The sequence below is a fragment of the Brucella sp. LJL56 genome (assembly GCF_054871705.1).
This window is the reverse complement of record NZ_JBTXLQ010000002.1, coordinates 193,277-215,630: the sequence shown is the minus strand read 5'-3', so window position 1 is coordinate 215,630 and position 22,354 is coordinate 193,277. Positions and strand designations below refer to the sequence as shown.

Here is a 22,354-nt window from a genome sequence, read left to right as displayed (position 1 = left end):
GGGCGCGCAATATCACGATAAAGGGGCAACGGTAAAGTTGAGATGATAAAAAAAGCCGGAGCGCAAAGCCCCGGCTTTTGTTTACTTGGCGAGTTTGGCTTATTCTGCCTGATCGGCCGGAGCTGCGTTGAGCTGGCCGTAACGCTCTTCGCCGATCTTGGCGAGGAGGTCGAGCTGAGTTTCAAGGAAGTCGATATGACCTTCCTCATCAGCCAAGAGTTCATCGAAAAGCTGCTTGGAAACATAGTCGCCCAGTTCGTCGCAGATTTCGCGAGACTTCTTGTAGGAAGCGCGTGCGTCATATTCACCTGCAAGGTCGGCTTCCAGAACTTCCTTCACGTTCTGGCCGATGCGTAGCGGAGCTACGGTCTGCAGGTTCGGAAAGCCTTCGAGGAAGATGATACGGTCAATCAGCTTGTCAGCATGATGCATTTCTTCGATGGATTCTTCACGTTCTTTCTTGGCAAGACGCGTGAAGCCCCAGTCGTTGAGGAGGCGGTAGTGAAGCCAGTACTGGTTTACAGCGCCAAGCTCGAGGAACAGTGCCTCGTTAAGCCGCTCGATGACCTTTGGTTCGCCTTTCATTCCATGAACTCCCGAATTTGTCGCGTAGAGAACGTACACGATCCATGAACTGGACCACGTTTTCGTCCATTTGGTTATGACGAAGATGATACTCTTCAGTCACCCTTATGATCGTTTCCACGACGTTTGGGAAGCAGCCACAGCAACGGCCGCGCTTGGACATGATATTATAGACGGTGCCAGGAACGATAAGCTGCCAGCAATCCTGATCGAGAAGCTCGATAACAACAGCTTCAATGTCTTTATCGGTAATAACGTTGCAGCTACAGACTAGCATGAGGAACTATCTCCCGTTGCTTGCAAAGCAAAAATCAGATGCGAAAAGCATCGAACGGAGAGACTTTACCGGCTCATTCTGTACTTCAACTGTGTTGCTGGTCCAGAAAACTAGCAGCATTATTTCACTTGTGGCGTAAAGCCGAACTGAACCGGTCAATGGTTCCTCCAACTGTAAGGGTTAAAGGCCCGAACATTAAAGGTATTACTTAGATGGCATTTATAAAACCCACCAAATTAAGTCAGGTTATGGCCGGTGGGGCTCTATTCTGTCAATTTTTATGTTTTTGAAACGTTCTAAAAATCAATAAGTTAGAATCATTCTAAATATGAGTTAACTACCCATCTTTAAACGATAATTGCCATTTTAGTATAGCCATGGCAGCGTTCCAATGGCGTCGCCATGCCATTATGCGCTATTTCGCCGCACCTTGTGGACAGGCGTTTCTCCCGAGCGTCAGGAGCCAAGAACGGAGCTGAAGCCTTCGAACTGCGGAGGTCCGAGATAGAGCGGCTTGTTGTCTCCAGCATTGCGATGCGCATCGCGAAACTGTTCGGACTTGGTCCAAGCGACGAAATCGTCGCGATTGCGCCAGACCGTGTGCGAAGCATAAAGCGTGTAGCCTTCCTCTTCGTTGGTCGTGCCGCGCAGAAGATGAAAGCTTTCGAAACCGGGAAGTTCGGACAATTTGGAGTCGCGGTTCTTCCAGACGGTCTCGAAGTCGGTTTCGCTGCCGACGCGAACTTTGAAGCGATTCATGGCTATGAACATTGCTGATCCTTTTCCATCAGGTTTGGGACTGGCTACTTTATATAGTTTCCGGCGAGTGCAGCGGTAGGGCTGCACTCGCCGCGCCACATCTTGGGATCAGAAGGCCGCCGCGGTCAGGTTGGCCGGTCTTCGAAGATGCGACGATCATGAATGAGAGGTGAGCAGGCCTCTCAAACGTTTAGAACTGGAACTGTGTGGAGACGAGGAATGTGCGTCCGCGACCAGAACCATAGGTGCTGAGAGCAGGGGTGTATTCCTTGTCGGTGATGTTCAGCACCTGAAGCGAAAGATCAACCGTGTCGGTGAACTTGTACTTCGCGAAGACGTCCACCAGCGCATAAGGATCGGTGTCGTTTCCTGTGATGCTTCTGCCGCTCGAAACATGCTGAACGCGCAGACCGCTCTCAAGCTTGCGTTCGAAGAAGCGTGCACCAGCCGTAACTGTTACGACATCTTCAGGCAGATACTGGTTTGCCCCGAGGCCCGCCGTCTGTTCCGGGAGTTCGGAGGTGGAGTGCGTATAGGCAATGCCACCAAAGACGAAGCCGGCATCGTAACGGGCATCAAGCTCGAAGCCTTTCACATCGGAAGTGCCATCCACATTGATGAACTGGCTGTTCGTGCTGGAGGCGGTGATGTAGTCCTCAACACGCATCATGTAGTAGTTGGCTTTGATGCGCAGGCCGTCTTCTGCTGTAAATATGCCGTCGCGTGCGATATTGACGCCGAACTCCCATCCGCGCTGCTTTTCAGGGCGTAGATCCGGATTGCCACGCAAACCTGTTGTACCCGCATGGGCCACGCCACCAAGGAAGGTTTCCTGCAAGGTTGGCGAACGCATGGAGTGCGCATATGTAATATAAGGCTGCAGCCAGTCGGTCACGTTATAGGCAACGGTGACCTTGGGGCTGAATTCGCCATCGCTGTTCGAGATCGAGCTGTCTTCGCTCTCAAGTTTGAAATAATCGTAGCGAAGGCCGGTGACGACCTGCAAAGCCTGATAATTCCAGGTCGCTTCCGAGAAGACCGCGTTGCGATTGGAAGTGGCGTCTGTCGGGTTGACACCAGTAATGTTGCCACCAGCATTGTCGCGATTAATTTCAAAGCCGTTCTTCCACGCGACAGCTACATCACCAAAGGTGAAGCGTGACGTGTTTGAGGCGGTCATCCCTGTGGTGTCCGTTGAAATCTGACGCCCGACATAGCTGCCATTGCCGTCCACCCAGTTTTGCAGCGTGCTGTTGTGGTAGAGGTTGACGTCCAGGCCGATGAGATTGTTGTCGGACGGATTGTAGTTGTACTGTGCGAAGAACGTGCGGTTCTGCAGGAACATATCGTAGATCGTATAGGTTCCCGGACGGTAGCCGTTCGCATATGTTCCGTAATGGTTGTTATAGAGCACGCCGCCAAGCGTCAGCTTCTGGTCTTCGCCAAGGCCGAATTCGGCTTTGAACAGGCCCGAAGTCAGTTCCTCGCCGGTCTTCTCGACGGTCACGCCGTCGCCGTTCTTGTAATCGTTGGAATCGTGACGGCTGATGGCAGCAACAATCCCGATGGAATTGACACGGGCAGCACCCGCCAGCATTTCGGAGAAACCGGTGCCATTGCTGCCCCAGGAAGCGCGACCGAGGACACCCTTGTCCTTGCCATCCAGAATGACGTCATCGACGCCGAGTGTGCGGAAATTGACGCTGCCGACAAGGCCGGTTCCGCCTTCGGTCGTCACGGCGCCGCGCGCCACATCGATTTCCGACAGCAGATTCGGGTCGATATAGGCATAACCCTGCGCATCGTGCGCGGTGTTGCGATAGTTCTGCGGCACGCCATCGATCATCATGTTGACGCGACCAGAACCTTCGAAGCCACGGATATTGACGGCCACACCCGGATTGGAAGCATTCTGAAGAGTGAACACGCCTGCCGTTCCGCGCAATACATCATCGAGTTTTGCGCCACCGAAACGATTGATCTCTTCGCGGCCGACCCTACCGACCGGTGCCGCAACGGAGGTTGGCGCCTGTGCGTCGGTCGCCTGGCGAATGGTGATCGTCTTCAGCGCAACGCCAGCTTCCTCGTCGGAAGCTTTTTGTTCCTGCGCGAATGACTGTGACGTCATCGCCACAAGAATGACAGCAAGCCCCTTGCTCGCTAGAATTGAATGTTTGTGAACCCCACCAGTCGCCCGCATTTCCAATGTTTCCTTCATGACCCAGACGCGCTTCGCCGACCCAACGGGCGACGAAGAAACCTAAAAATTCAATTGTTTATGACTTCCCCCTCAAGAGAAGGCCGCGTGCTGGCTGGGAAGACAGTTTCTTCCGGGCTTGCGTTGAAAAATCGAGATTTAAACTTGACTCGATTATTCCAGTAATGCAGTGATTAATAAACATGACTGTTGATGTCAACAAAACAAATTTGCGAACATCACCATGTGAAAAGTCGATGCTGAGGCGAGAAAATGAACAGGCGAATCCATATCGACATGCAGGTGCGGTTACCGCGCGGACCCGTTTCCGACAGAACTGCAAATCGCATACCTGAAAGCCAGCTCAGCGGCGATTCAACCGGGTCTGTCCCGGCTCAGATAAAACCTCGCTTCGGCGAGAGTGCACTTGAGCCGCAACTTAAAACCTATGGCAGTCGCGAACTCTTCGACGGCTCCCGGGAAGTGGGCATAGAGCACGGCGGCTCGCTCTATCGCCTCAAGATCACCCGCCAAGGCAAGCTCATCCTAAACAAGTAGGCAACCATCAGATGACGACTCATTCCAAGCCCTCCCCAGAGCAGATTCTCAAGGCACGGGCTGATAATCCGAAAATGCGTGAACGCGATTTTGCGCAGAGCCTCGGTATATCAGAAGCCGATTTCGTAGCAGCGCATTGCGGACAAGATGCAACGGCAGGGATTTCGGCGCGGCGTGTTCGCGCCGATGTCGAAACGCTGTTGAACCGCATTAGGGCCGTCGGCGAAATCATGGCGCTGACGCGCAATGAGAGTGTCGTCCATGAGAAGATCGGGCCTTTTGAAAAGACAGTCTGGGGACCGCATGCCTCGCTGGCGCTAGGCAAGGAAATCGACCTCCGTATTTTCCCGAAGCATTGGGTTCACGGTTTTGCGGTCTCCAAGCAGGATGGCGAAACAACGCGCCGCAGCCTGCAGTTCTTCGATGCCACGGGCGAGGCAGTCTTCAAGATTCATCTGCGTCCGGCTTCCAACATTGAAGCCTACGAGGTGCTTGTCAGCGATTTGCTGCTGGACGATCAGTCACCCGCCATTGAGACCAGCGCTCTTGCGCCTAAGGGACCGAAGACGGACGTGTCGCTTCTCGACATTGATGCTTTCCGCGAACGCTGGGGTTCTCTTACCGATGTGCATCAGTTTGTCGGCTTGTTGAAGGATTTCGGCGTGGATCGGCATCAGGCTGTGCATCTTGCCGGTCATGATTTCGCCTGGCGTGTCGACACGTCGTCGGTCGAAGCTATGATGAACCATGCGGTGCAGGAAAAGCTTCCGATCATGTGCTTTGTCGGTAGCCGCGGCTGCATACAGATCCATACTGGCCCGATCCTCGAGATCAAGATGATGGGCCCGTGGCTGAACGTACTGGACCCGACGTTCCATATGCATCTGCGTGTCGATCACATCGCCGATGTCTGGGTCGTGCGCAAGCCGACGAAGGACGGTCATGTGACATCGCTGGAAGCCTATGATGCCAATGGCGAACTGATCGTTCAGTTCTTCGGCGAGCGTCACGAAGGGGAAGCAGAGCTGGCCGATTGGCGTATGATTGTGGAAAATCTTCCGCGTCTACCGCAGTCGTCTGCTGCATAAGGTGACGGCAATGTCGTTTATTTCCTCGCACTTAAGGCGCGGAGCTGCCCTGGCTATCATCGCGTTGTCGCTGACGGTTACCGGTGTAGCGCGCGCCGAGACTGTCGATCATTTTAGCGATACGTCGCGCATCGTTTCCGTCGGCGGCTCGCTGACGGAAATCGTCTATGCTCTCGGTGGAGACAAGATGCTTGCCGCGCGTGACCAGACGAGTGCGTATCCTGAAGGGGTGAAGAAGCTGCCCGATATTGGGTATATGCGCCAGCTTGCACCCGAAGGCGTGCTTTCGGTTAACCCGACCGGTATTCTGCTCCTTGAAGGCAGCGGTCCGCAGGACACGCTCGATGTTCTGAAAAAAGCATCAGTGCCGATGATCGTCGTGCCGGAAACCTATACAGGCGAAAGCGTCGTCAAGAAAATCGATATCGTGGGAAAGGCTCTTGGCCTCGAAGACAAGGCCAAACGACTCGCGGCCGAAGTCTCGCGCGATATCGAAGCGGCAGAGAAGGCTGCGGCAGGCCACAGCCCACGCAAGCGTGTGCTTTTCGTACTGTCGGCTCCTGGCGGGCGTATGATGGCATCGGGCACAGGCACGGCAGCCAACGGAATGATCGAGCTTGCCGGTGGCGAGAACGTCATCACCGAATATCACGGATATAAGCAACTGACGGACGAGGCTGTCGAGAAAGCAGCGCCCGACATGGTCCTGATGATGGATACGGGTGCGGACGGGATGACGCCGGAATCGCTGCTCAAAAATCCCATCATTGCCGCAACACCGGCAGGGCGAAACAAGAATATCGTTTCGATGGATGCGACCTATCTGTTGGGATTTGGTCCACGGACCGGCGCTGCCATTCGTGATCTGTCAGCAAAACTCTATGGTGCTACCGCAGCGCAATAACATGATCGGGTTTGCGCGTTTGAAGAACATGCAGGCCTGATTACGAGGATTATTCGAAATGACCAGCCAAGGTCGCGTAGCGCGCGAACAGCGCTTTGCAGCGCGTCATTCTGAAAAAGAAGTAGCCATCCCAGATGGTGACATCACGGGAGACCGCGCGGCCCGTGCGCGTCTAACCATCATAATACTTATGCTCACTTTATGCATCGCCGCTCTGTTCAGCCTGACGGCTGGTGCTTCGGATGCATCCGTGCTTTCGGTTCTGCGCACTCTGACCTCCTCCGGCGCAGCCGAAGGTGCGGATGCATTTCGCCGTGATCACCTGATTATCATGGAGATCCGCCTGCCGCGTATCGTTATGGGCATTTTGATAGGAGCTGGGCTCGCCGTTTCCGGGGCTGTGATGCAGGGCCTCTTCCGCAATCCGCTGGCCGATCCGGCGCTTGTCGGTGTGTCTGCCGGTGCCGGCCTTGGCGCAGTATCGATGATCGTTCTGGGTGGCACTTTTCTTACACCCGTTATTGCGATCCTCGGCGTTTATGCTTTACCGCTCGCCGCATTTCTCGGCGGGCTTGCCAGCACCCTGCTGCTCTACCGTGTCGCGACGCGCCGAGGGCGCACCTCTGTTGCAACCATGCTGCTTGCAGGCATAGCGCTTGGCGCTTTGGCAGGTGCAGCGACCGGTGGACTCATCTATCTGGCCGATGATCGACAGTTGCGTGATCTGACGTTCTGGGGGCTCGGTTCGCTCGCGGGTTCCACCTGGGCCAAGATTGGCGCCGCGGGACCGATTATTGCCATCATTCTGGTTGTTTCGCCGTTGCTTGCGCGTGGCCTCAATGCGTTGGCTCTGGGTGAAGCTGCCGCCGGTCATCTCGGCATTCAGGTGCAGCGCATCAAGAACATAGCGATTGTGACCGTGGCTGCCGCTACTGGTGCGACGGTCGCCGTTGCTGGGGGGATTGGTTTTGTCGGTATTGTGGTGCCGCATATGCTGCGCCTCAGCATCGGTCCGGACCATCGCTATCTCCTGCCGGCATCAGCCTTGCTTGGCGCGACGCTTCTGCTTCTGGCGGACGCCGTCAGCCGCACGATTGTGGCCCCGGCAGAATTGCCGATCGGCATTATCACAGCGCTTTTCGGGGCGCCGTTCTTCCTCTGGATATTGCTGCGCCAGCGCGGCCTTCTCGATCTGTGAGGCCATCATGATTGAAACGAAGGCATTGGGCGTAAGCCTGTCAGGAAAGACCATCATCAGCGACATCGCCTTTTCGGCGAGGCAGGGGGAGGTGACAGCAATCGTGGGGCCGAACGGTTCAGGCAAGACCACACTGTTGCGCGCACTTTCCGGTGACACCGCATATACGGGGACGGCCTATCTAGACGGCCGCTCTTTCGCTGAAATCAAGCCGTGGCAGATGGCGGCGCGCCGGGCAGTACTTCCACAAGCTAGCGCCTTGTCATTTCCTTTCACAGTTCGCGAGATCGTGAAGATCGGGCTTACCGGTGGTTATAGTGGCGTTTCTCGCGAAGAAGAGAAACGATTACCGGATGCCGCCTTGCAGAAGGTAGATCTCGCAGGCTTTGGTGGACGGCTTTATCAGGAACTTTCCGGCGGAGAGCAGCAGCGCGTACAGCTTGCCCGTGTTCTATGCCAGGTCTGGAAACCGGTCGTGGATGGGAAGGCGCGTTATCTGTTTCTGGACGAACCGATTTCAAGCCTCGATATCCGCCACCAGATCGTGGTGATGGAGATTGCAAAAGATTTCGCGGCAGCAGGCGGCGGGGTGATCGCCATCCTACATGATCTCAATTTGACTGCTATGTTTGCCGACCGTATCGCGGTTATGAACAGGGGCAGGCTGGATGTGATGGGAACGCCGCGCGAAGCCCTGACCGACGAGCGGCTTGAACGTGTCTATGAATGCACGTTGAGGGTAGGCGTTCCGCCTGAAAAGGGTGTGCCTTTCGTATTGCCTCAGTCTGCCTATCGCGCAGCCGCTGAATAAGAAAAGGTCCGGCAACAAGCCGGACCTTTTCATTTCAAATTCGCGCTGGAATATCAGCTCGCGACGCGTTCTTCTTCCATTTCATCGAGACCAAGCAGATGGCGCACATTCGGGCGCGCCTTGACGAGGTCTGCAATGCTGTACTTCATCAGTACGCCAAAGAAGGCGTTGAGTGCTTCGCGGAGCGCGGAATTGAGCGCACAGCTATCGACGAGCGGGCATTCGGAGGCGTCATTTTCAAAGCACTCCGCCATGGCGAAATTTTCTTCGGTCACGCGCACGACATCGAATAGTGAAATGTCCTGAGCTGCGCGGCCAAGGCGCACGCCGCCATTGCGACCGCGTACCGTTTCCACCAGTTTGTGCTCAACAAGTGGCTGAAGAATCTTGAATAAAAACAGTTCAGAAACGCCGTAAGCTCGCGCAATTTCAGGGATACGGCTGAGCTTGCCATCGTTGGCAGCGCAATACATGAGCATACGAACGGCATAATTCGTCTGGCGGGTAAGACGCATCACTGTTCCTTTCAACACGTCTCGGAGCGACTGCATACCTCGATGTCGAGGAGGACGACGCTCCAATCCTTGAGTTCGCAATTCCAAACCGAAAATGGCCTATTCCCTGTTTCGGAGTTGCTCCAAAATTCTGGTCTTGTCGCATCTACGATCCGGAAAGGTTCAAGGCCCGGTTGGATCATGCGCTAAGCGGATTTCTATTTCTTGATCCACTTTAGAATCATTCTTAAAATATATGAAGTCTTTTCTCACCTTTAAAGGGGAAAAGTTGTTACCGGTATCAATTAACTGCGAGTTCCTCCCAGACCCGCTATAAAAGCCCGTTTGGGTCTACTGGCAGACGTCTATCCACTCGGCACTGACCAGTTCAGCCATTTTGTACGGAGCAATGCGCACGGCACTGTTGGTGGCCCCGGCAGCAGGTACGACTTCCTCGAAATTCTTCAACGATACATCGCAATAGACGGGCAGGGCGCTCGGCAGACCGAACGGGCAAACGCCTCCTACCGGATGACTGGTTTCCGCAAGAACGGTCTCGGCATCCAGCATGCGCGGCTTGGTTCCAAACTGATCCTTGAACTTGCGATTATCGATGCGGGCATCTCCACGGATAACGATGAGAATGGTCCGATCCTTGGCAGAGAAGGAAAGTGTTTTGGCAATCTGTCCCGGCTCCACGCCATGCGCTTCGGCGGCTAAAACAACAGTGGCAGTACTGGTCGGCAGCTCAATTACCTCGATCTCGGGCGCTTTGGCTGCAAAGAAGGCTTTAACAGAATCCAGACTCATCGCTTCCCTTTTTCTTATTCTGATTATTAAACTCAAGTTTAAGCCGCAACGGACCAAAGGACAAGCCTGGTTGTTTCCTTGCGGCATTTTGGTATTGAGTTTCTATCAGATAGAAGTCTCGATCTGCAATAATCTCTCAGGGGAATGGATGGAAGGGCAGCGAGGCGGCTTCGGCTCATAACACGGAAGCCGGTGCCCCGTGTTATGAGCAGGCGCCGAGGTTGATGCTAGAGATCCACCGGACGACCCGAAGCCTCTTCTTCCAGGGTCACCGCCACGTCGGCATTGGCTGACAATCTCACCTTGTTGCCTTCGATGTCGGCAACAAAGCCGAGCTCGATATAATGATGATGATTGCTATGCATCCCGGAATTATCAGTCTTCTTCAGCTTAATGCGGTTATCTTCAATGCGGTCGACCGTGCCAACATGCACGCCATCGGCTCCGATGATTTCCATATTTTCCCGGATTTTCTGCTGCATGGGAAATCCTCCGTGTTGAATGATGCCGGAATGGCAATCTGCGATTAAGGCCACATACGGGAACTTAGAGCGCTTTCAGCAACTGCCCATGGCAGCCACATTGAAAGTTGCATTTTGGAGGCTTGATCGAGCTTTTGTGATCGGGTGCCTGATACTGGCTTCGATCCCCAATGTTCAGAATGCTGGCAAATGGGACAGTGCACGTTGACGCGACAAGAAAAGCTGCTAAGAAGTCACTCGCTGAGCGATTGGGCGCAAATCGGTAGCTTGCTGCGATTTGCTGCTTTTCCAAACTTTGGAAAAGTAGAAATTAAACAATTGCCTGGAGGGGTGGCCGAGCGGTTTAAGGCACCGGTCTTGAAAACCGGCGTGCGAGAGATCGTACCGTGGGTTCGAATCCCACCCCCTCCGCCATTGTTTCTCACATATTGCTCATGATGCTTCTTCTTCGATCACATTCTGTGCGACCTGCTCAATACCGCCGTTGAAGCGTTCTGCGGCAAGGAGTCCGAGCCATACGGCGATCAGGCAAAGCACGACCGAAAAGCCGATATTGAATAGAGCTTTTCCGGGTTGGCCAGCACGTAAAAGATCCATTGTCTGCAGGCTGAAAGACGAGAAAGTGGTGAAACCGCCGCACACGCCAACCATAAAGGCGACGCGCCAGATTTCAGGTACAGGAAAACGGCCCTGTTCCAGCGTCAATGCGCCGAAGAGCGAAATGGCAAAAGAACCGACAATATTGATGACGATGGTGCCCCAGGGAAGCTCACGGCTTATAGGCAACATCAACACGGCCAGCCAGTATCGCGCGACGCTTCCGATCGCTCCGCCCAGTGCCACCATTAGGGTTGCTTGCATTGTTCTGTGTCCATTCAATAATGGATAGAGCTCCGATCGTGACCTTTGGAAGCTTGATATAGCCGAGAGGTCTTGCGACTCACTCTTCTCCTGTTTCAATTCAAGCAGGAGTCATCAGCCAGTCGGTGGCAGTTTCGGGAGAACCCCATTCCCATCATGCACGGCGCGTGCCGCTTTGCGTTTATACAGAATAGCGACTGCAGCCGTCAATCTGACGGGGCTGCGATTAGCGCCGTATCTGTCCTAAAGCGGTCATCAGGAGAGGGTGCCGCCTTTGCGACGTCCCAGTCGCCGTCCTGCGGCGTCGCTTGCCCGATAGATGAAAGATGCAGGTTTTGGCAAGGTACGTCGCATGAAAGCGACCTTGCGCAGATAGTTGTCGATTTTCCATGTTGCCCATGTGCCGCCACGAAAATAAGCGACGTCGCCAGCCCGCAAAGTGCGTGTGCCGCCATCTGCGTCGGTAACGTGTACTTCGCCTTCCAGAATATAGACGGTTTCATCCCAACCGAAATACCAGCGGAAGGTGCCTGCGGTGCAATCCCAAATGGCTGTATAGGCTGCACGGTCATTGCTTGCTGATTGCTCGCAGGATCGCGCTTGCGGATTACCTTCCAGCACCCAGTCCGGATTGATTGGCGCGGATTTGAGTTCCATCTCCGTGGCGTTGTTGGAAACCACAGACGGCCCCCTGGATGCAACGAAGGCTCTCGGCATTGTCCGCGCAACAGCGAGAAGGGCACTTGCAAGCATGAATTTCCAAGCCATGAATTCCACCCGATTGGCAGTCGGGTTTCTGAATAACGGCTATTCGTCAGAAATGCGTTAAAGCGCGAGGAGAAACCGATCTTTCCATGCAAATGTTGCAGTAATTTGAAGCCGGCTGCACAGTATCACGCGGCAACTATACTATCGCGGCGGGCAGGCAGTTCGAATAGTCGGGCACCGTTGTCTGTCCCCTTTTCCTCATAACCGATGATCTTGAACCATTTCACGATGTCGGCTCGGTCAAGCCAGCTTCGCGAATGGACGGGCAAGTCGCCTGCCAAAGCCTGAATCTGCCGGATATGCTGCTTGCAGAAGCGCACCGTATTTCGGTTGAAGAAGGCTTCCTTCGCCGCAAAAAGCGTATCCGTTGCGCCGTTTGCCTCGTGCCAGGCGATAACTGCGACCACCTTGTCGTTCTGTAGCAAAGCGTGCGCCCGGCCTTCCCGCAGGTTCATCATCAAGTTGTCATAGGCAGCCTTGGTATCCTTGCCGGCCGCGATATACTCAATCGCCATACGCCTCGAAAGGTCGTGAAAAACGGCTTCAAGATCACCGATAGTCGCTGTGCGTGCTTTCATTTTTGACCTCCCTTCGCTTCACTCCCATCGCGCGAAAAACACGATGACGCCATAATGGCCACTTCCGGCCATCGCTTTCAACGCGAAAAGCCTATGTCGGTTCCGCTCGAATGAAGCAAGTTCGGCCGTAACGAAGGGCTGGGGCGGTAAGAGCAGGGAATATCCGGCGTTCGAAGTCGCGTTCACGTGATTGTGAGAACAGTGCGCAGCGAGTTTTCATTTAACCCGATTTTGCTCGTTTGCCGGGCTTTCCAGATTTCGTCAGGGCGCTAGTTTTATAGCGAATCCTAGTTGGTTTTCACAAAACTAGGGTACAAGATATTTGAACTATTCTGGAGGTGTGTATATCCAGCGTGTATGTTTCTCATCTGCGCATCGTGGATCTTTCTCGGAAACACCTCAAAAAGTCTTACCCACCTAATCGGCAGGAAACGACAATGACCGACCTTCCCGGATATCCAAGTCGGCGTAGTTTTCTGAAAGCCTCCGCAGCAAGTGTGATGCTTTCAGGGCTCGCTGTCTCAGCCAAAGCGGAACCACAAACTCCCCCGGTTCCGCTTGAAGAATATGAACGTCAATATTTCAATGAAGTCGAATGGGCTTTCATCCTTGCCGCGACGGCGAGACTGATCCCGTCTGATGGCGACGGTCCCGGCGCTATCGAAGCCCGTGTTCCGGTATTCATCGACCTCCAGCTTGCCGGTGATTTCGGTCGCGCGGATGACTGGTACATGGTCGGTCCCCATGATCCGTCCGCCGATCCGACGCGCGGCTGGCAGACGCCGCTCAATCCGGCACAGATTTATCGTCAGGGTATCCCTGCCTTCAATGCGTGGTGTGAACAAAAGCACGGCGCAGCCTTCTCCGCACTGACGGCGGAACAACAGGATGCGGCGCTGACTTCGCTGCAGAAAGGGGAGGTCGGCTTGCAGCCCGAGCTGCGCGACTTCTTCACGCTCCTCTTGCAGAACACCAAGGAAGGCTATTTCGCCGATCCGATGTATGGCGGCAATCACGGCATGCAGGCGTGGAGCTATATCGGCTTCCCCGGTGCGCGCGGCAGCTACAAGGAATGGGTTGAACGCTATAATGTTCGCTATCCACTAGGCCCGATTTCGATCAAGGGCGAGAGGGCTTAACAATGGCACGTCAGGAAAAGAAAAAAGACGTGGTCGTCGTCGGCCTCGGCTGGACCGGCGCAATTCTGTCCATGGAACTGGCTCAGGAAGGGCTTGAAATCGTCGCGCTTGAGCGCGGCCACGACCAGAACACGGTCCCCGATTTCAAATATCCCAACATGATCGACGAGCTGAAATATGGCGTGCGCCTCAAGCTGATGCAGCGCGCCAGTCAGCAGACGGTCACGATCCGGCGCAACGAGAACGAAATTGCATTGCCTTATCGCAGCTTCGGCTCGTTCCTGCCGGGCAATGGCGTCGGCGGAGCGGGTACGCACTGGAACGGGCTGAACTGGCGTCCGCAGCCGGAAGAGCTGCGCCTGCGCTCCTATGTACGGGAACGCTGGGGCGACCAGATCATTCCGGAAGACATGCTCCTGGGCGATTATCCAATCCATTATGACGAGTTGGAACCGTTCTTCGACCGCTTCGAGCGCATTGCCGGCATTTCCGGCAAGGCTGGCAATCTCAAGGGCAAGACCGTCGAAGGCGGTAATCCGTTCGAGGGATGGCGTTCCAACGACTATCCTATGCCGCCAATGCACACGACCTGGGACGGACGGAAATTTGGAGATGCCGCCCAAAGCATGGGGTATCACCCGTTCCCGTCGCCGGGCGGTATCGCGTCGACGGCCTATGTCAACGAATATGGCATGCAGATGGGGCCGTGCAATCATTGCGGTTTCTGCGAGCGTTTCGGCTGTTATCAGTATTCCAAGTCTTCGCCGCAGACGGCAATTCTGGATGCACTGAAACGCATGCCGAACTTCTCCTATCGCACGGAGTCGGAAGTTCTGCGCGTCGAAATGGCGCCGGATGGCAAGACGGCTACAGGCGTGACCTATTTCGATGAGGCGACACAGGAAGAAGTGTTCCAGCCCGCCGATATCGTTATTCTTGCGTCCTTCTCACTCAACAATGTGCATCTGGCGCTGCTTTCCGGCATCGGCCAGCCATACGACCCGGCGACGGGCGAAGGTGTGACCGGGCGTAATTATGCCTATCAGATGAATGGCGGCGTGACGCTCTTCTTCAAGGATGAAGAGTTCAATCCGTTCATCGGCACCGGCGCGAACGGCATGTGCATCGACGATTTCGGTGTCAATCAGATCGATTTCGGACGGGAAGGCTTCATCGGCGGTTCGTACTGGCGCGCAGGCCAGACCAACGGTCAGCCGATCCGCAGCATGCCGCTGCCGTCAGGCACTCCAGCTTGGGGTGGGGCATGGAAAAAAGCCATCGCCGAATGGTACGGCCACGCCATGTCCATCGGCAGCCATGGTTCGCATATGTCCTACCGGACCAACCATCTCGATCTGGACCCGACCTACAAGGACCGTCACGGTCGCCCGCTTATGCGCATGACCTTCAACTGGAATCCGAACGATATCCGGATGACCCAGTACATGAAGACCAAGATGGAAGAGCTGGCGAAGACGATGAATCCGGACCTGCTGCAGTCGTCGTTCAAGAAGGAAGGCGCTCAATACGACGTGCGCCCATATCAGACGACGCACAATACGGGTGGCCATATCATGTCGGAAAATCCGCGTGAGGGCGTGGTCAACCGTTACTCGCAGGCCTGGGACAAGCACAATGTGTTCATGACCGGCGCAGGCAATTTCGTGCAGAACACGCAGTACAATCCGACAGGCCTGCTCGGCGGGCTGGCCTATTCGACTGCGCATGCGATCCGCACGCAATATCTGTCCAATCCGCGTCCGCTGATCTGAGGAGAATGGTGATGAAAACTTTTCTTCGCATAATCGGCGTTCTGGTCGTCATCGGGATTATCGCGCTGCTGGCCTTCATCTTCGTGCCGGTACAACTGACCAAGCCCACCAAGGAACTGGCCGCAGACTGGAAGCCCGCTGAAGGGCAGGGCCAGTATGTCATGTATGCCTCCGACTGCATGGCCTGCCATACGGCGGAAGGCGGCAAGCCCTTTGCCGGTGGTCGCCCGATTGCAAGCCCGATGGGCACGATTTGGACGACCAACATCACTCCTGACAAGGAGACCGGCATTGGAAACTGGACACTCGATCAGTTTCGCGCCGCTCTCTATGACGGCATTCGTGCCGACGGCTCGCATCTCTATCCGGCAATGCCGTATGAGAACTATCGCAAGCTGACGGAAGAAGACGTCCGTGCGCTGTATGATTATTTCATGCATCAGGTAGAGCCGGTGAACAATGTCGTTCAGGAAACCAAGCTAGGCTTCCCGTTCAACATGCGTTTCGGCATTCGCGCCTGGAACTGGCTGGCTCTTGGCCAGGAAGCAGGCTTCAAGGCCGCTGGCAAATCGAAAGCAGAGGATCGCGGACAATATCTGGTCGAGGGACCGGCGCATTGCGCCGCCTGCCATAGCCCGCGCAATCCGCTGATGGCGCAAAGTGGCACACAGGTCGGTGACAAGGACTTCCTCACCGGAGGCGTCGTCGATGGCTGGAATGCACCGTCCCTGCGCGGCGCCAATTCCGCTCCGCAGAAGTGGTCCATCGAGGAACTGGCGACCTATCTTGCAACAGGCCGCAATTCCTACTCCACGGCCAATGGCGAAATGGGCCTTGCGGTCGAGCATTCGCTGCAACATCTCACCGATGCAGACAATCTGGCGATTGCCGCATTCCTGAAGGGGATCGACGGCGCAGCCGTCGAAGTGCCGCAGGGTTTTGCTTCAAAGGCGTCGATGGCATTGCCAGCGGCTCCGGCCGATGCCGCCGGTGAAGCAACGACAAAGATGCTGACGGAAGCTTCTCCGGATATGCCTCTTGGTGCGCGTCTCTACATAGACAATTGTGCCGCGTGTCACTTCGTGACGGGCAAGGGCGCACCGGAAATCTTCCCAGAGCTTGCCGGGAATGATCTTGTGACAGGTTCGGAAACGAAGCCGCTGATCTCGATCATCCTGCACGGCGCCGAGGTTCCGTCCACGGCGAAGCGTCCGATGCGTCTGGTGATGCAGGGTTATGCCGACCGCCTGTCGGATGACGAAGTTGCCGAACTGGCGACATTCGTGCGCTCGGCATGGGGGAACAGCGCAGGACCGGTAAAGGCGGCAGATGTCGCAGCGGTCCGCGGCAGCCAGACCCACTGAGAATAAAGTAACGGCGGAACACAAGTTCCGCCGTTTCTATCTATGCGGCTTCGATGTCGCGCATGGGCGGATTTCCATAGAAGCGGCTATATTCACGGCTGAATTGCGAAGGGCTTTGATAGCCGACGCGATGACCCGCCGTACCGGCATCCAGCCGCTCGACCAGCATCAGCCTGCGTGCCTCGTTCAGACGCAACTGCTTTTGATATTGAACCGGCGTCATAGCCGTAATCGCCTTGAAATGATGATGAAATGACGACGCACTCATATTGACGTGTTCGGCAAGCTGTTCGATCCGCAATGGCGCTGCGAAGTTCTGCCGAAGCCACCCGATGGCGCGGGCTATCCGGTTAGCCTGGCTGTCGGCGGTTGCGATGTTGATCAGGCGCTCGCCGCCCGGACCTGTCAGAAGGCGATAGAGAATTTCCTGTTCGATGAGGGGTGCCATCACCGGAATATCCTCCGGGTTGTCGAGGAGGCGCAGCAGGCGCAAGGCTGCATCCAGCAATCCCGCTGGTGCAGCATTGACGGTGATGCCCCATTGATCGCCGTCGGTCATCATATGCCTGCGAACGTCGGCGCGCCCTATCAGGTCGGTGAGCTTTTCGCTGTCGATAGCGAGAGCCAGACAAAGATGCGGCGCTTCCGGGCTTGCTTCCACCACCCGCCATGTGACGGGCAGGTCGAGTGACGTCACCAGATATTCGCCCTTGGTGTAGTTGATCGTCTCGGAACCGAGACGCAGGGATTTCGCTCCCTGCAACACCATGGCGAGGCAGGGCCGATAGCTGCTGTGGCATGGGATGCTTGGCGTTGTCCGCCTGCTGATCCCCAGACCTTCGATTGGTGTGCGATATTCACCGTCCTGTCCGGTGAAACGCTCAGCCAGAGCGGCCAGCTCTTTATAGGTGTCTGTCAGTGAGGTCATAGGTTATCCGCTTGAGATGAGATAGAATACAGAAATTATTGATCAGACAGGCATGCATCAGCAATCGTGAAGCAGGCAGTTTTGCAGGATCGTGCAAGAAGCTTGCAGGATCGGTCTACCGCATCTGTCCTTGCATCCGGCATATTTAGCCTGCTTCCCCAATCCAATAAATGGAGTCTATCATGGCCATAGCAAGAGGTTATGCTGCTACGGATGCAGATGAGCCGTTGGTTCCGTTCACTTTTGAACGGCGCGAGCCCAATGCGGATGACGTGGTCATCTCGATCCAGTATTGCGGCGTTTGCCATTCCGACATCCATACCGTCCGCAATGAATGGAAGAACGCAGTTTATCCCATCGTTCCGGGGCACGAAATCGCAGGTGTCGTCACCGCCGTCGGCGATGCGGTCACCAGGTTCAAGGTCGGCGACAAGGTAGGCGTCGGCTGCTTCGTGGATTCCTGTGTTGGCTGCGCCAGCCGGGATGTCGACAATGAGCATTATCTTCCCGGTCTCATCCAGACCTACAACACCTTCGATGCGGAAGGAAAGGCACGGACGCAGGGCGGATATTCCGACCATATCGTCGTCAAGGAAGGCTATGTCCTCTCCATGCCGGACAACCTTCCGCTCGATGCAGCAGCACCGCTGCTTTGTGCAGGCATCACGCTGTACTCGCCGCTGCGCCATTGGAATGCCGGTCCCGGCAAAAGGGTTGCGATCATCGGCATGGGTGGGCTCGGGCATATGGGCGTCAAGCTTGCCAACGCCATGGGCGCGCATGTAACGGTTCTGAGCCAGTCGCTTTCAAAGAAAGAAGATGGCCTCAAACTTGGTGCCCACGAATATTATGCGACCAGCGACGCAACCACCTTCGAGAAGCTGGCAGGATCGTTCGATCTCATCATCTGCACGGTTGGCGTTGCCATCGACTGGAATGCCTATCTTGCCCTGCTCAAGGTGAACGGCACGATGGTTGTCGTCGGCGTTCCCGAAAACATGGTGCCGGTGCATGCGTTCTCGCTCATTCCCGGTCGCAAGTCGCTTGCGGGATCGATGATCGGTTCGATCAAGGAAACGCAGGAAATGCTGGACTTCTGCGGTCAGCACAACATCGTTTCGGAAATCGAGAAGATCACTATTCAGGACATCAACGAAGCCTATGAGCGCGTTCTGAAAAGCGACGTGCGCTACCGCTTCGTCATCGATATGGCTTCGCTGGCAGCCTGAACCGATAAGCTGCGCGGCTCCTTCCTGGTGCTGCGCAGGCTATTTTTATTCAGCCTTGGTTACATCGTTATCGGCACCGGAGATCGAGATTGTCGGTTCGGTGGAGCCGTCGGCAAGTGACCAGGTCACCTGATGGTTCGCGCCGCTGACGTCGAATTGCGAAGGCCCGTCGACCTTTACATTGACGATATTCGCTGCGCCGGAAACCTCCAGAATTGAAGGGTCCGTTCCTTCCTTCAAGGTGGCGGATACCTGATTGTTCGACACTTCAACAATCAGATTTTGCGTTGCTCCGCCCGACACCGTGTTGTCAGTTCCCGATATCGAGAGCTTCTGGGCGTTCTCAAAGGTCACGGTATGGGAAACGCCATGAACGGTGACGTGGCCGCATTCTCCCTTGAGCTTGACGTTATTTTCCGCACCGTAGATTCCGACATCGCCGGAGGTGCAGGTGATTTCCCTGCCGAGGCCCACGCCTTCGATTGTCTGTTCGTCTGCGAACGACGATTGCGCCGCAAGAAGTGTCAGGCTGCCTGCCAGCAATGCAATTTTCAACATCTCGACCTCTTTTACCAAAACCCCGCGCGCTGATTATTAACCATAGCTCATCTGTTCTGTATAGATATGGCATCCAATGGGACGATGCCTGTCTGATGGGAGCATATTGCTTATCGCTTATTTTCAAGAGCTGAATTACACTTGGTTTCATCGCGGGCATGCGGTGGGGGAAAGGCAGCTTTGGGACTCGACCAGAACACTTTGTTTTTTGCGACTGGTATCTGCTCGCTGGCAGTAGGCCTTACGATTCTCAGCGTCTGGTATCAGAATTCGCGGGACAAGTTTTTGCTTTGGGGCTGCCTTGGCATGATCCTGCTCGGCACGGGAGCAGTGCTTTATTATGCGGGGCCTTTGTCGCTGGCTACGGCCTCGATTGTTGCTTTCAGCCTGGAAAGTATCGGTTTCATATTTCTGATTATTGGTTCTCGGCAGATTTCCGGACGTCCGATACAACGCAGCTTTCTGGTCGTTCTGGCGGTTGCCGTCATATGCGCAACGACGCTTCCTATTCTGGCCGGGCAGACGGGTACCGGCACGGCGATCTTCAATCTGACTTCGGCTCTGCTGCTCCTGCTGACGGCGAAAGAATATTTCCGTGTTTATCGGGAAGCGCCGGTCCCTGTCATAGGCATGATCGCTCTATATACCCTGACGGCGATTTCGTTTTTTCTGTGCGGCGCTGTCATCCTGCATGAACAACAGTGGGTCATGACTACGATCCCAAGCAATTGGGCCGAAGATATCAATGCCATTACCGCCATCATAGGCATTACGGGCATTGGCGCGCTGTCACTGAATTTCACCCAGTCGCGCATTGCCCGCCGTCATGCCAATGAGGCACGCACCGACAGCCTGACCGGATTGCTGAACCGGCGCGCGCTTTACGACGTGCTGGACGATAATGAACTGCAACTCGGGGATTCAGTCGTGATCTTCGATCTCGATGCATTCAAATCCATCAATGATACGCATGGACACATTGTGGGCGATCAGGTGCTGGGCACCTTCTCCGACGTTCTGCGTAGCCATGTCAAAGGCGCGGCCCTCATCTCCCGTATCGGCGGCGAGGAGTTCGTTCTGATCTTGAGGCAGAAGCAAAATAGCGATGTTCTCGCTCTGGCCGACGCAATCCGCAAAGCCTTGGCGGCGATTGCATTCGAGGCCCCGACGGGGGACTTCTCAACGACGACCAGTGCGGGGATCGCTTTCTGCACGCCGGGAGACGATGATTTCCAGACTGTTTTCCGCAGAGCCGATGCCGCGCTTTATCGCGCCAAGCATATGGGCCGCAACAAGGTTTGCACGGAACTGCACAGCGTCGCCTGAACTCTTCCGCATGAAAAAGGGCCTGTTGATCAGGCCCTTTCGCTTGTTTACTCAATCATGATGTTACGTGCCGAAGCGTTCTTCGCTGAGTGCCGCCGCCATCAGGGCCTTGGTATAGTCCTCGCGCGGGTGATCGAAGACCTGTTCGGTATCGCCCTGTTCGACGATCTTTCCGTTCTTCATCACGATCACATAGTCCGAGACCGCACGCACGACCGCCATGTCGTGGCTGATGAAGAGATAGGACAGGCCGTGATCCTTCTGCAGGTCGCGCAGCAGCGTGACGATCTGCTTCTGGACCGAACGATCCAGCGCGCTTGTCGGCTCATCGAGTACGATCACGCGCGGTTTCAGGATCATAGTGCGCGCGATGGCGATGCGCTGACGCTGGCCGCCGGAAAACTCGTGCGGATAGCGATTGCGCATAGCCGGGTCCATGCCGACTTCCCGCAAGGCTTCCTGCGCGCGGCGATCGCGCTCCTTCGCCGAAAGGTTCGGTTCGTGGATCAGAAGCCCTTCGGTGATGATGCGTCCCACGGTCATGCGCGGGCTGAGCGAGCCGAAAGGATCCTGAAAAACGAGCTGCAATTCGCGGCGTTTCGGACGCATCGCCTGCGATTCCGTCGGCAATTCCTTACCGAGATAAGCGATGCGGCCTTCTGACGGGAGAAGACGCAGAATGGCGCGGCCGAGCGTGGACTTGCCGGAACCGGATTCTCCCACGATGCCGATGGTCTGGCCTTCTTTCAATGTCAGCGAGACATTATTGACGGCGGTGAGATAGTTCGCAGCGCCGAGCCATGGCTTGTTGATGAGAAAGTTGACCTTCACATTGTCTGCACGAACCAGCACCGGTGCATCTTCACGGGGAGGGGCCTTTTCGCCTTCCGGCTCCGCATCGAGCAACATCTTCGTATAGGGATGCTCAGGCGCGGTGAACAGTTTTTCCGTCTCGTTGGTTTCAACCACTTCCCCTGAACGCATGACATAGACCCGGTCGGCAAAGCGCCGCACGATGCCAAGATCGTGCGTGATGAAGACCACCGCCATGCCCAACCGCTTCTGCAGATCGGCCAGAAGATCGAGAATCTGGGCCTGAATGGTGACATCGAGCGCGGTCGTCGGTTCATCGGCAATCAGGATATCCGGTTCGTTGGCGAGCGCCATGGCGATCATGACACGCTGCCGTTGTCCGCCCGACAGCTCATAGGGATAGCTGTCGATGCGGCGCTCCGGTTCCGGAATGCCGACCAGCTTGAGCAGTTCAAGAATACGCGGGCGCGCCTGCTTCTTGTTCATGCCGCGATGATAGCGAAGCGGTTCGGCAAGCTGGTCGCCAATGCGGTAAAGCGGATCGAGCGACGTCATCGGCTCCTGAAAGATCATGGTGATCTTTGCACCGCGGATATTGTTCAGCTTCTTTTCGGACATGCCGATCAGATCCTGACCGCGATAGAGCGCCTGCCCGGTCGCCTTGCCGTTCTGGGCCAGAAGCCCCATCATTGCCATGGTCGTCTGGCTCTTGCCGGAGCCGGACTCGCCGACGATGGCGATGGTTTCACCGGCTTTGACATCGAGATTGATGCCGCGCACCGCCTGCACCGGCCCGTCATGCGTGTCGAAAGTGACCTTCAGGTCGCGCACGCTCAGAATGTTTTCACTCGTCAT

General features: G+C 55.6%; 23 protein-coding genes, 1 tRNA gene and 1 riboswitch. Of the genes, 11 read left to right on the top strand and 13 right to left on the bottom strand.

Going from position 1 to position 22,354, the window contains the following annotated elements; genetic code table 11:
* Positions 1–99 precede the first annotated feature (99 nt).
* The 4 genes from bfr to ACYSN1_RS09620 all read right to left on the bottom strand — a co-directional run bounded on the left by bfr (position 100) and on the right by ACYSN1_RS09620 (position 3,839).
* Positions 100–585, bottom strand: coding sequence for a bacterioferritin (gene bfr / locus ACYSN1_RS09635; RefSeq protein ID WP_006468896.1), 486 nt, complete (start codon positions 583–585; stop codon positions 100–102).
* Positions 551–862: a (2Fe-2S)-binding protein gene (locus tag ACYSN1_RS09630; RefSeq protein ID WP_109986605.1), complete on the bottom strand. Its 312-nt coding sequence runs from the start codon at positions 860–862 to the stop codon at positions 551–553. Before ACYSN1_RS09630 ends, bfr begins: the two co-directional genes overlap by 35 nt.
* Positions 863–1,318: 456 nt before the next feature.
* Complete coding sequence (locus ACYSN1_RS09625; protein ID WP_461725467.1) at positions 1,319–1,633, bottom strand: antibiotic biosynthesis monooxygenase family protein; 315 nt, start codon at positions 1,631–1,633, stop codon at positions 1,319–1,321.
* A 178-nt stretch (positions 1,634–1,811) separates the two neighbouring features.
* Positions 1,812–3,839, bottom strand: coding sequence for a TonB-dependent receptor domain-containing protein (locus tag ACYSN1_RS09620; RefSeq protein WP_461725466.1), 2,028 nt, complete (start codon positions 3,837–3,839; stop codon positions 1,812–1,814).
* A gap of 276 nt (positions 3,840–4,115) precedes the next feature.
* On the opposite strand from ACYSN1_RS09620, the gene hemP reads away from it, so the two are divergent.
* The 5 genes from hemP to ACYSN1_RS09595 are packed head-to-tail and all read left to right on the top strand — an operon-like array spanning position 4,116 to position 8,377.
* Entirely contained in the window at positions 4,116–4,376 is a 261-nt protein-coding gene (gene hemP, locus ACYSN1_RS09615; RefSeq protein WP_328593080.1) for a hemin uptake protein HemP, read from the top strand.
* A gap of 11 nt (positions 4,377–4,387) precedes the next feature.
* On the top strand, positions 4,388–5,464 hold the full coding sequence (locus ACYSN1_RS09610) for a hemin-degrading factor (RefSeq protein ID WP_461725465.1): 1,077 nt from the start codon (positions 4,388–4,390) through the stop codon (positions 5,462–5,464).
* A 10-nt stretch (positions 5,465–5,474) separates the two neighbouring features.
* On the top strand, positions 5,475–6,368 hold the full coding sequence (locus tag ACYSN1_RS09605; protein ID WP_461725464.1) for a heme/hemin ABC transporter substrate-binding protein: 894 nt from the start codon (positions 5,475–5,477) through the stop codon (positions 6,366–6,368).
* 58 nt (positions 6,369–6,426) lie between these two features.
* Positions 6,427–7,566 (top strand): FecCD family ABC transporter permease, encoded by a 1,140-nt coding sequence (locus tag ACYSN1_RS09600; RefSeq protein WP_461725463.1) that lies wholly within the window; start codon positions 6,427–6,429, stop codon positions 7,564–7,566.
* A gap of 7 nt (positions 7,567–7,573) precedes the next feature.
* The gene (locus ACYSN1_RS09595; protein WP_461725462.1) at positions 7,574–8,377 is read left to right on the top strand and encodes a heme ABC transporter ATP-binding protein; all 804 of its coding nucleotides are present in this window, start codon (positions 7,574–7,576) and stop codon (positions 8,375–8,377) included.
* Between the two features lie 53 nt (positions 8,378–8,430).
* Here ACYSN1_RS09595 and rirA read toward each other — a convergent pair whose 3' ends face one another.
* The 3 genes from rirA to ACYSN1_RS09580 all read right to left on the bottom strand — a co-directional run bounded on the left by rirA (position 8,431) and on the right by ACYSN1_RS09580 (position 10,163).
* A complete protein-coding gene (rirA, locus tag ACYSN1_RS09590) occupies positions 8,431–8,892 on the bottom strand; it encodes an iron-responsive transcriptional regulator RirA (protein ID WP_140019194.1) in 462 nt (153 codons plus the stop codon).
* 330 nt (positions 8,893–9,222) lie between these two features.
* On the bottom strand, positions 9,223–9,681 hold the full coding sequence (locus ACYSN1_RS09585; RefSeq protein WP_461725461.1) for a YbaK/EbsC family protein: 459 nt from the start codon (positions 9,679–9,681) through the stop codon (positions 9,223–9,225).
* A 227-nt stretch (positions 9,682–9,908) separates the two neighbouring features.
* Positions 9,909–10,163, bottom strand: coding sequence for a DUF2171 domain-containing protein (locus ACYSN1_RS09580; RefSeq protein WP_461725460.1), 255 nt, complete (start codon positions 10,161–10,163; stop codon positions 9,909–9,911).
* A 324-nt stretch (positions 10,164–10,487) separates the two neighbouring features.
* Between ACYSN1_RS09580 and ACYSN1_RS09575 the strand changes: the two genes are divergently transcribed.
* Positions 10,488–10,577, top strand: a tRNA-Ser gene (locus ACYSN1_RS09575).
* 18 nt (positions 10,578–10,595) lie between these two features.
* Here the strand turns inward: ACYSN1_RS09575 and crcB are convergent.
* From crcB to ACYSN1_RS09560, 3 genes are all read right to left on the bottom strand, one after another.
* Positions 10,596–11,024, bottom strand: coding sequence for a fluoride efflux transporter CrcB (gene crcB / locus ACYSN1_RS09570; protein WP_461725459.1), 429 nt, complete (start codon positions 11,022–11,024; stop codon positions 10,596–10,598).
* A 98-nt stretch (positions 11,025–11,122) separates the two neighbouring features.
* A riboswitch (Fluoride riboswitch) is annotated at positions 11,123–11,186 on the bottom strand.
* A gap of 93 nt (positions 11,187–11,279) precedes the next feature.
* Positions 11,280–11,792, bottom strand: a complete 513-nt coding sequence (locus tag ACYSN1_RS09565; RefSeq protein WP_461725458.1) for a cupin domain-containing protein — start codon at positions 11,790–11,792, stop codon at positions 11,280–11,282.
* A gap of 125 nt (positions 11,793–11,917) precedes the next feature.
* Positions 11,918–12,370, bottom strand: a complete 453-nt coding sequence (locus ACYSN1_RS09560) for a hypothetical protein (RefSeq protein ID WP_461725457.1) — start codon at positions 12,368–12,370, stop codon at positions 11,918–11,920.
* Positions 12,371–12,807: 437 nt separating this feature from the next.
* Here ACYSN1_RS09560 and ACYSN1_RS09555 point away from each other — a divergent pair, with 437 nt between their 5' ends.
* The 3 genes from ACYSN1_RS09555 to ACYSN1_RS09545 are packed head-to-tail and all read left to right on the top strand — an operon-like array spanning position 12,808 to position 16,645.
* Positions 12,808–13,509 carry a gluconate 2-dehydrogenase subunit 3 family protein gene (locus ACYSN1_RS09555; RefSeq protein ID WP_461725456.1) on the top strand — a complete coding sequence of 234 codons (702 nt, stop codon included), beginning with the start codon at positions 12,808–12,810 and terminating at the stop codon, positions 13,507–13,509.
* 2 nt (positions 13,510–13,511) lie between these two features.
* On the top strand, positions 13,512–15,281 hold the full coding sequence (locus tag ACYSN1_RS09550; protein ID WP_461725455.1) for a GMC family oxidoreductase: 1,770 nt from the start codon (positions 13,512–13,514) through the stop codon (positions 15,279–15,281).
* Between the two features lie 11 nt (positions 15,282–15,292).
* Entirely contained in the window at positions 15,293–16,645 is a 1,353-nt protein-coding gene (locus tag ACYSN1_RS09545) for a c-type cytochrome (RefSeq protein ID WP_461725454.1), read from the top strand.
* 40 nt (positions 16,646–16,685) lie between these two features.
* On the opposite strand, the gene ACYSN1_RS09540 is transcribed toward ACYSN1_RS09545, so the two are convergent.
* A complete protein-coding gene (locus ACYSN1_RS09540) occupies positions 16,686–17,573 on the bottom strand; it encodes an AraC family transcriptional regulator (protein ID WP_176036093.1) in 888 nt (295 codons plus the stop codon).
* A 182-nt stretch (positions 17,574–17,755) separates the two neighbouring features.
* On the opposite strand from ACYSN1_RS09540, the gene ACYSN1_RS09535 reads away from it, so the two are divergent.
* Complete coding sequence (locus ACYSN1_RS09535; RefSeq protein ID WP_461725453.1) at positions 17,756–18,802, top strand: NAD(P)-dependent alcohol dehydrogenase; 1,047 nt, start codon at positions 17,756–17,758, stop codon at positions 18,800–18,802.
* A 45-nt stretch (positions 18,803–18,847) separates the two neighbouring features.
* Here the strand turns inward: ACYSN1_RS09535 and ACYSN1_RS09530 are convergent, their stop codons facing one another.
* The gene (locus ACYSN1_RS09530; protein WP_176036095.1) at positions 18,848–19,360 is read right to left on the bottom strand and encodes a DUF3060 domain-containing protein; all 513 of its coding nucleotides are present in this window, start codon (positions 19,358–19,360) and stop codon (positions 18,848–18,850) included.
* A gap of 180 nt (positions 19,361–19,540) precedes the next feature.
* On the opposite strand from ACYSN1_RS09530, the gene ACYSN1_RS09525 reads away from it, so the two are divergent.
* Positions 19,541–20,686, top strand: a complete 1,146-nt coding sequence (locus ACYSN1_RS09525) for a GGDEF domain-containing protein (RefSeq protein ID WP_461725452.1) — start codon at positions 19,541–19,543, stop codon at positions 20,684–20,686.
* A gap of 63 nt (positions 20,687–20,749) precedes the next feature.
* Here ACYSN1_RS09525 and ACYSN1_RS09520 read toward each other — a convergent pair whose 3' ends face one another.
* A complete protein-coding gene (locus ACYSN1_RS09520; protein WP_461725451.1) occupies positions 20,750–22,354 on the bottom strand; it encodes an ABC transporter ATP-binding protein in 1,605 nt (534 codons plus the stop codon).

Excerpts from the sequence above, each read along its gene's own strand:
- bfr (WP_006468896.1), bottom strand. The coding sequence starts at position 585 with ATGAAAGGCGAACCAAAGGTCATCGAGCGGCTTAACGAGGCACTGTTC.
- ACYSN1_RS09630 (WP_109986605.1), bottom strand. The coding sequence starts at position 862 with ATGCTAGTCTGTAGCTGCAACGTTATTACCGATAAAGACATTGAAGCT.
- ACYSN1_RS09625 (WP_461725467.1), bottom strand. The coding sequence starts at position 1,633 with ATGTTCATAGCCATGAATCGCTTCAAAGTTCGCGTCGGCAGCGAAACC.
- ACYSN1_RS09620 (WP_461725466.1), bottom strand. The coding sequence starts at position 3,839 with ATGAAGGAAACATTGGAAATGCGGGCGACTGGTGGGGTTCACAAACAT.
- hemP (WP_328593080.1), top strand. The coding sequence starts at position 4,116 with ATGCAGGTGCGGTTACCGCGCGGACCCGTTTCCGACAGAACTGCAAAT.
- ACYSN1_RS09610 (WP_461725465.1), top strand. The coding sequence starts at position 4,388 with ATGACGACTCATTCCAAGCCCTCCCCAGAGCAGATTCTCAAGGCACGG.
- ACYSN1_RS09605 (WP_461725464.1), top strand. The coding sequence starts at position 5,475 with ATGTCGTTTATTTCCTCGCACTTAAGGCGCGGAGCTGCCCTGGCTATC.
- ACYSN1_RS09600 (WP_461725463.1), top strand. The coding sequence starts at position 6,427 with ATGACCAGCCAAGGTCGCGTAGCGCGCGAACAGCGCTTTGCAGCGCGT.
- ACYSN1_RS09595 (WP_461725462.1), top strand. The coding sequence starts at position 7,574 with ATGATTGAAACGAAGGCATTGGGCGTAAGCCTGTCAGGAAAGACCATC.
- rirA (WP_140019194.1), bottom strand. The coding sequence starts at position 8,892 with ATGCGTCTTACCCGCCAGACGAATTATGCCGTTCGTATGCTCATGTAT.
- ACYSN1_RS09585 (WP_461725461.1), bottom strand. The coding sequence starts at position 9,681 with ATGAGTCTGGATTCTGTTAAAGCCTTCTTTGCAGCCAAAGCGCCCGAG.
- ACYSN1_RS09580 (WP_461725460.1), bottom strand. The coding sequence starts at position 10,163 with ATGCAGCAGAAAATCCGGGAAAATATGGAAATCATCGGAGCCGATGGC.
- crcB (WP_461725459.1), bottom strand. The coding sequence starts at position 11,024 with ATGCAAGCAACCCTAATGGTGGCACTGGGCGGAGCGATCGGAAGCGTC.
- ACYSN1_RS09565 (WP_461725458.1), bottom strand. The coding sequence starts at position 11,792 with ATGGCTTGGAAATTCATGCTTGCAAGTGCCCTTCTCGCTGTTGCGCGG.
- ACYSN1_RS09560 (WP_461725457.1), bottom strand. The coding sequence starts at position 12,370 with ATGAAAGCACGCACAGCGACTATCGGTGATCTTGAAGCCGTTTTTCAC.
- ACYSN1_RS09555 (WP_461725456.1), top strand. The coding sequence starts at position 12,808 with ATGACCGACCTTCCCGGATATCCAAGTCGGCGTAGTTTTCTGAAAGCC.
- ACYSN1_RS09550 (WP_461725455.1), top strand. The coding sequence starts at position 13,512 with ATGGCACGTCAGGAAAAGAAAAAAGACGTGGTCGTCGTCGGCCTCGGC.
- ACYSN1_RS09545 (WP_461725454.1), top strand. The coding sequence starts at position 15,293 with ATGAAAACTTTTCTTCGCATAATCGGCGTTCTGGTCGTCATCGGGATT.
- ACYSN1_RS09540 (WP_176036093.1), bottom strand. The coding sequence starts at position 17,573 with ATGACCTCACTGACAGACACCTATAAAGAGCTGGCCGCTCTGGCTGAG.
- ACYSN1_RS09535 (WP_461725453.1), top strand. The coding sequence starts at position 17,756 with ATGGCCATAGCAAGAGGTTATGCTGCTACGGATGCAGATGAGCCGTTG.
- ACYSN1_RS09530 (WP_176036095.1), bottom strand. The coding sequence starts at position 19,360 with ATGTTGAAAATTGCATTGCTGGCAGGCAGCCTGACACTTCTTGCGGCG.
- ACYSN1_RS09520 (WP_461725451.1), bottom strand. The coding sequence starts at position 22,354 with ATGACGAGTGAAAACATTCTGAGCGTGCGCGACCTGAAGGTCACTTTC.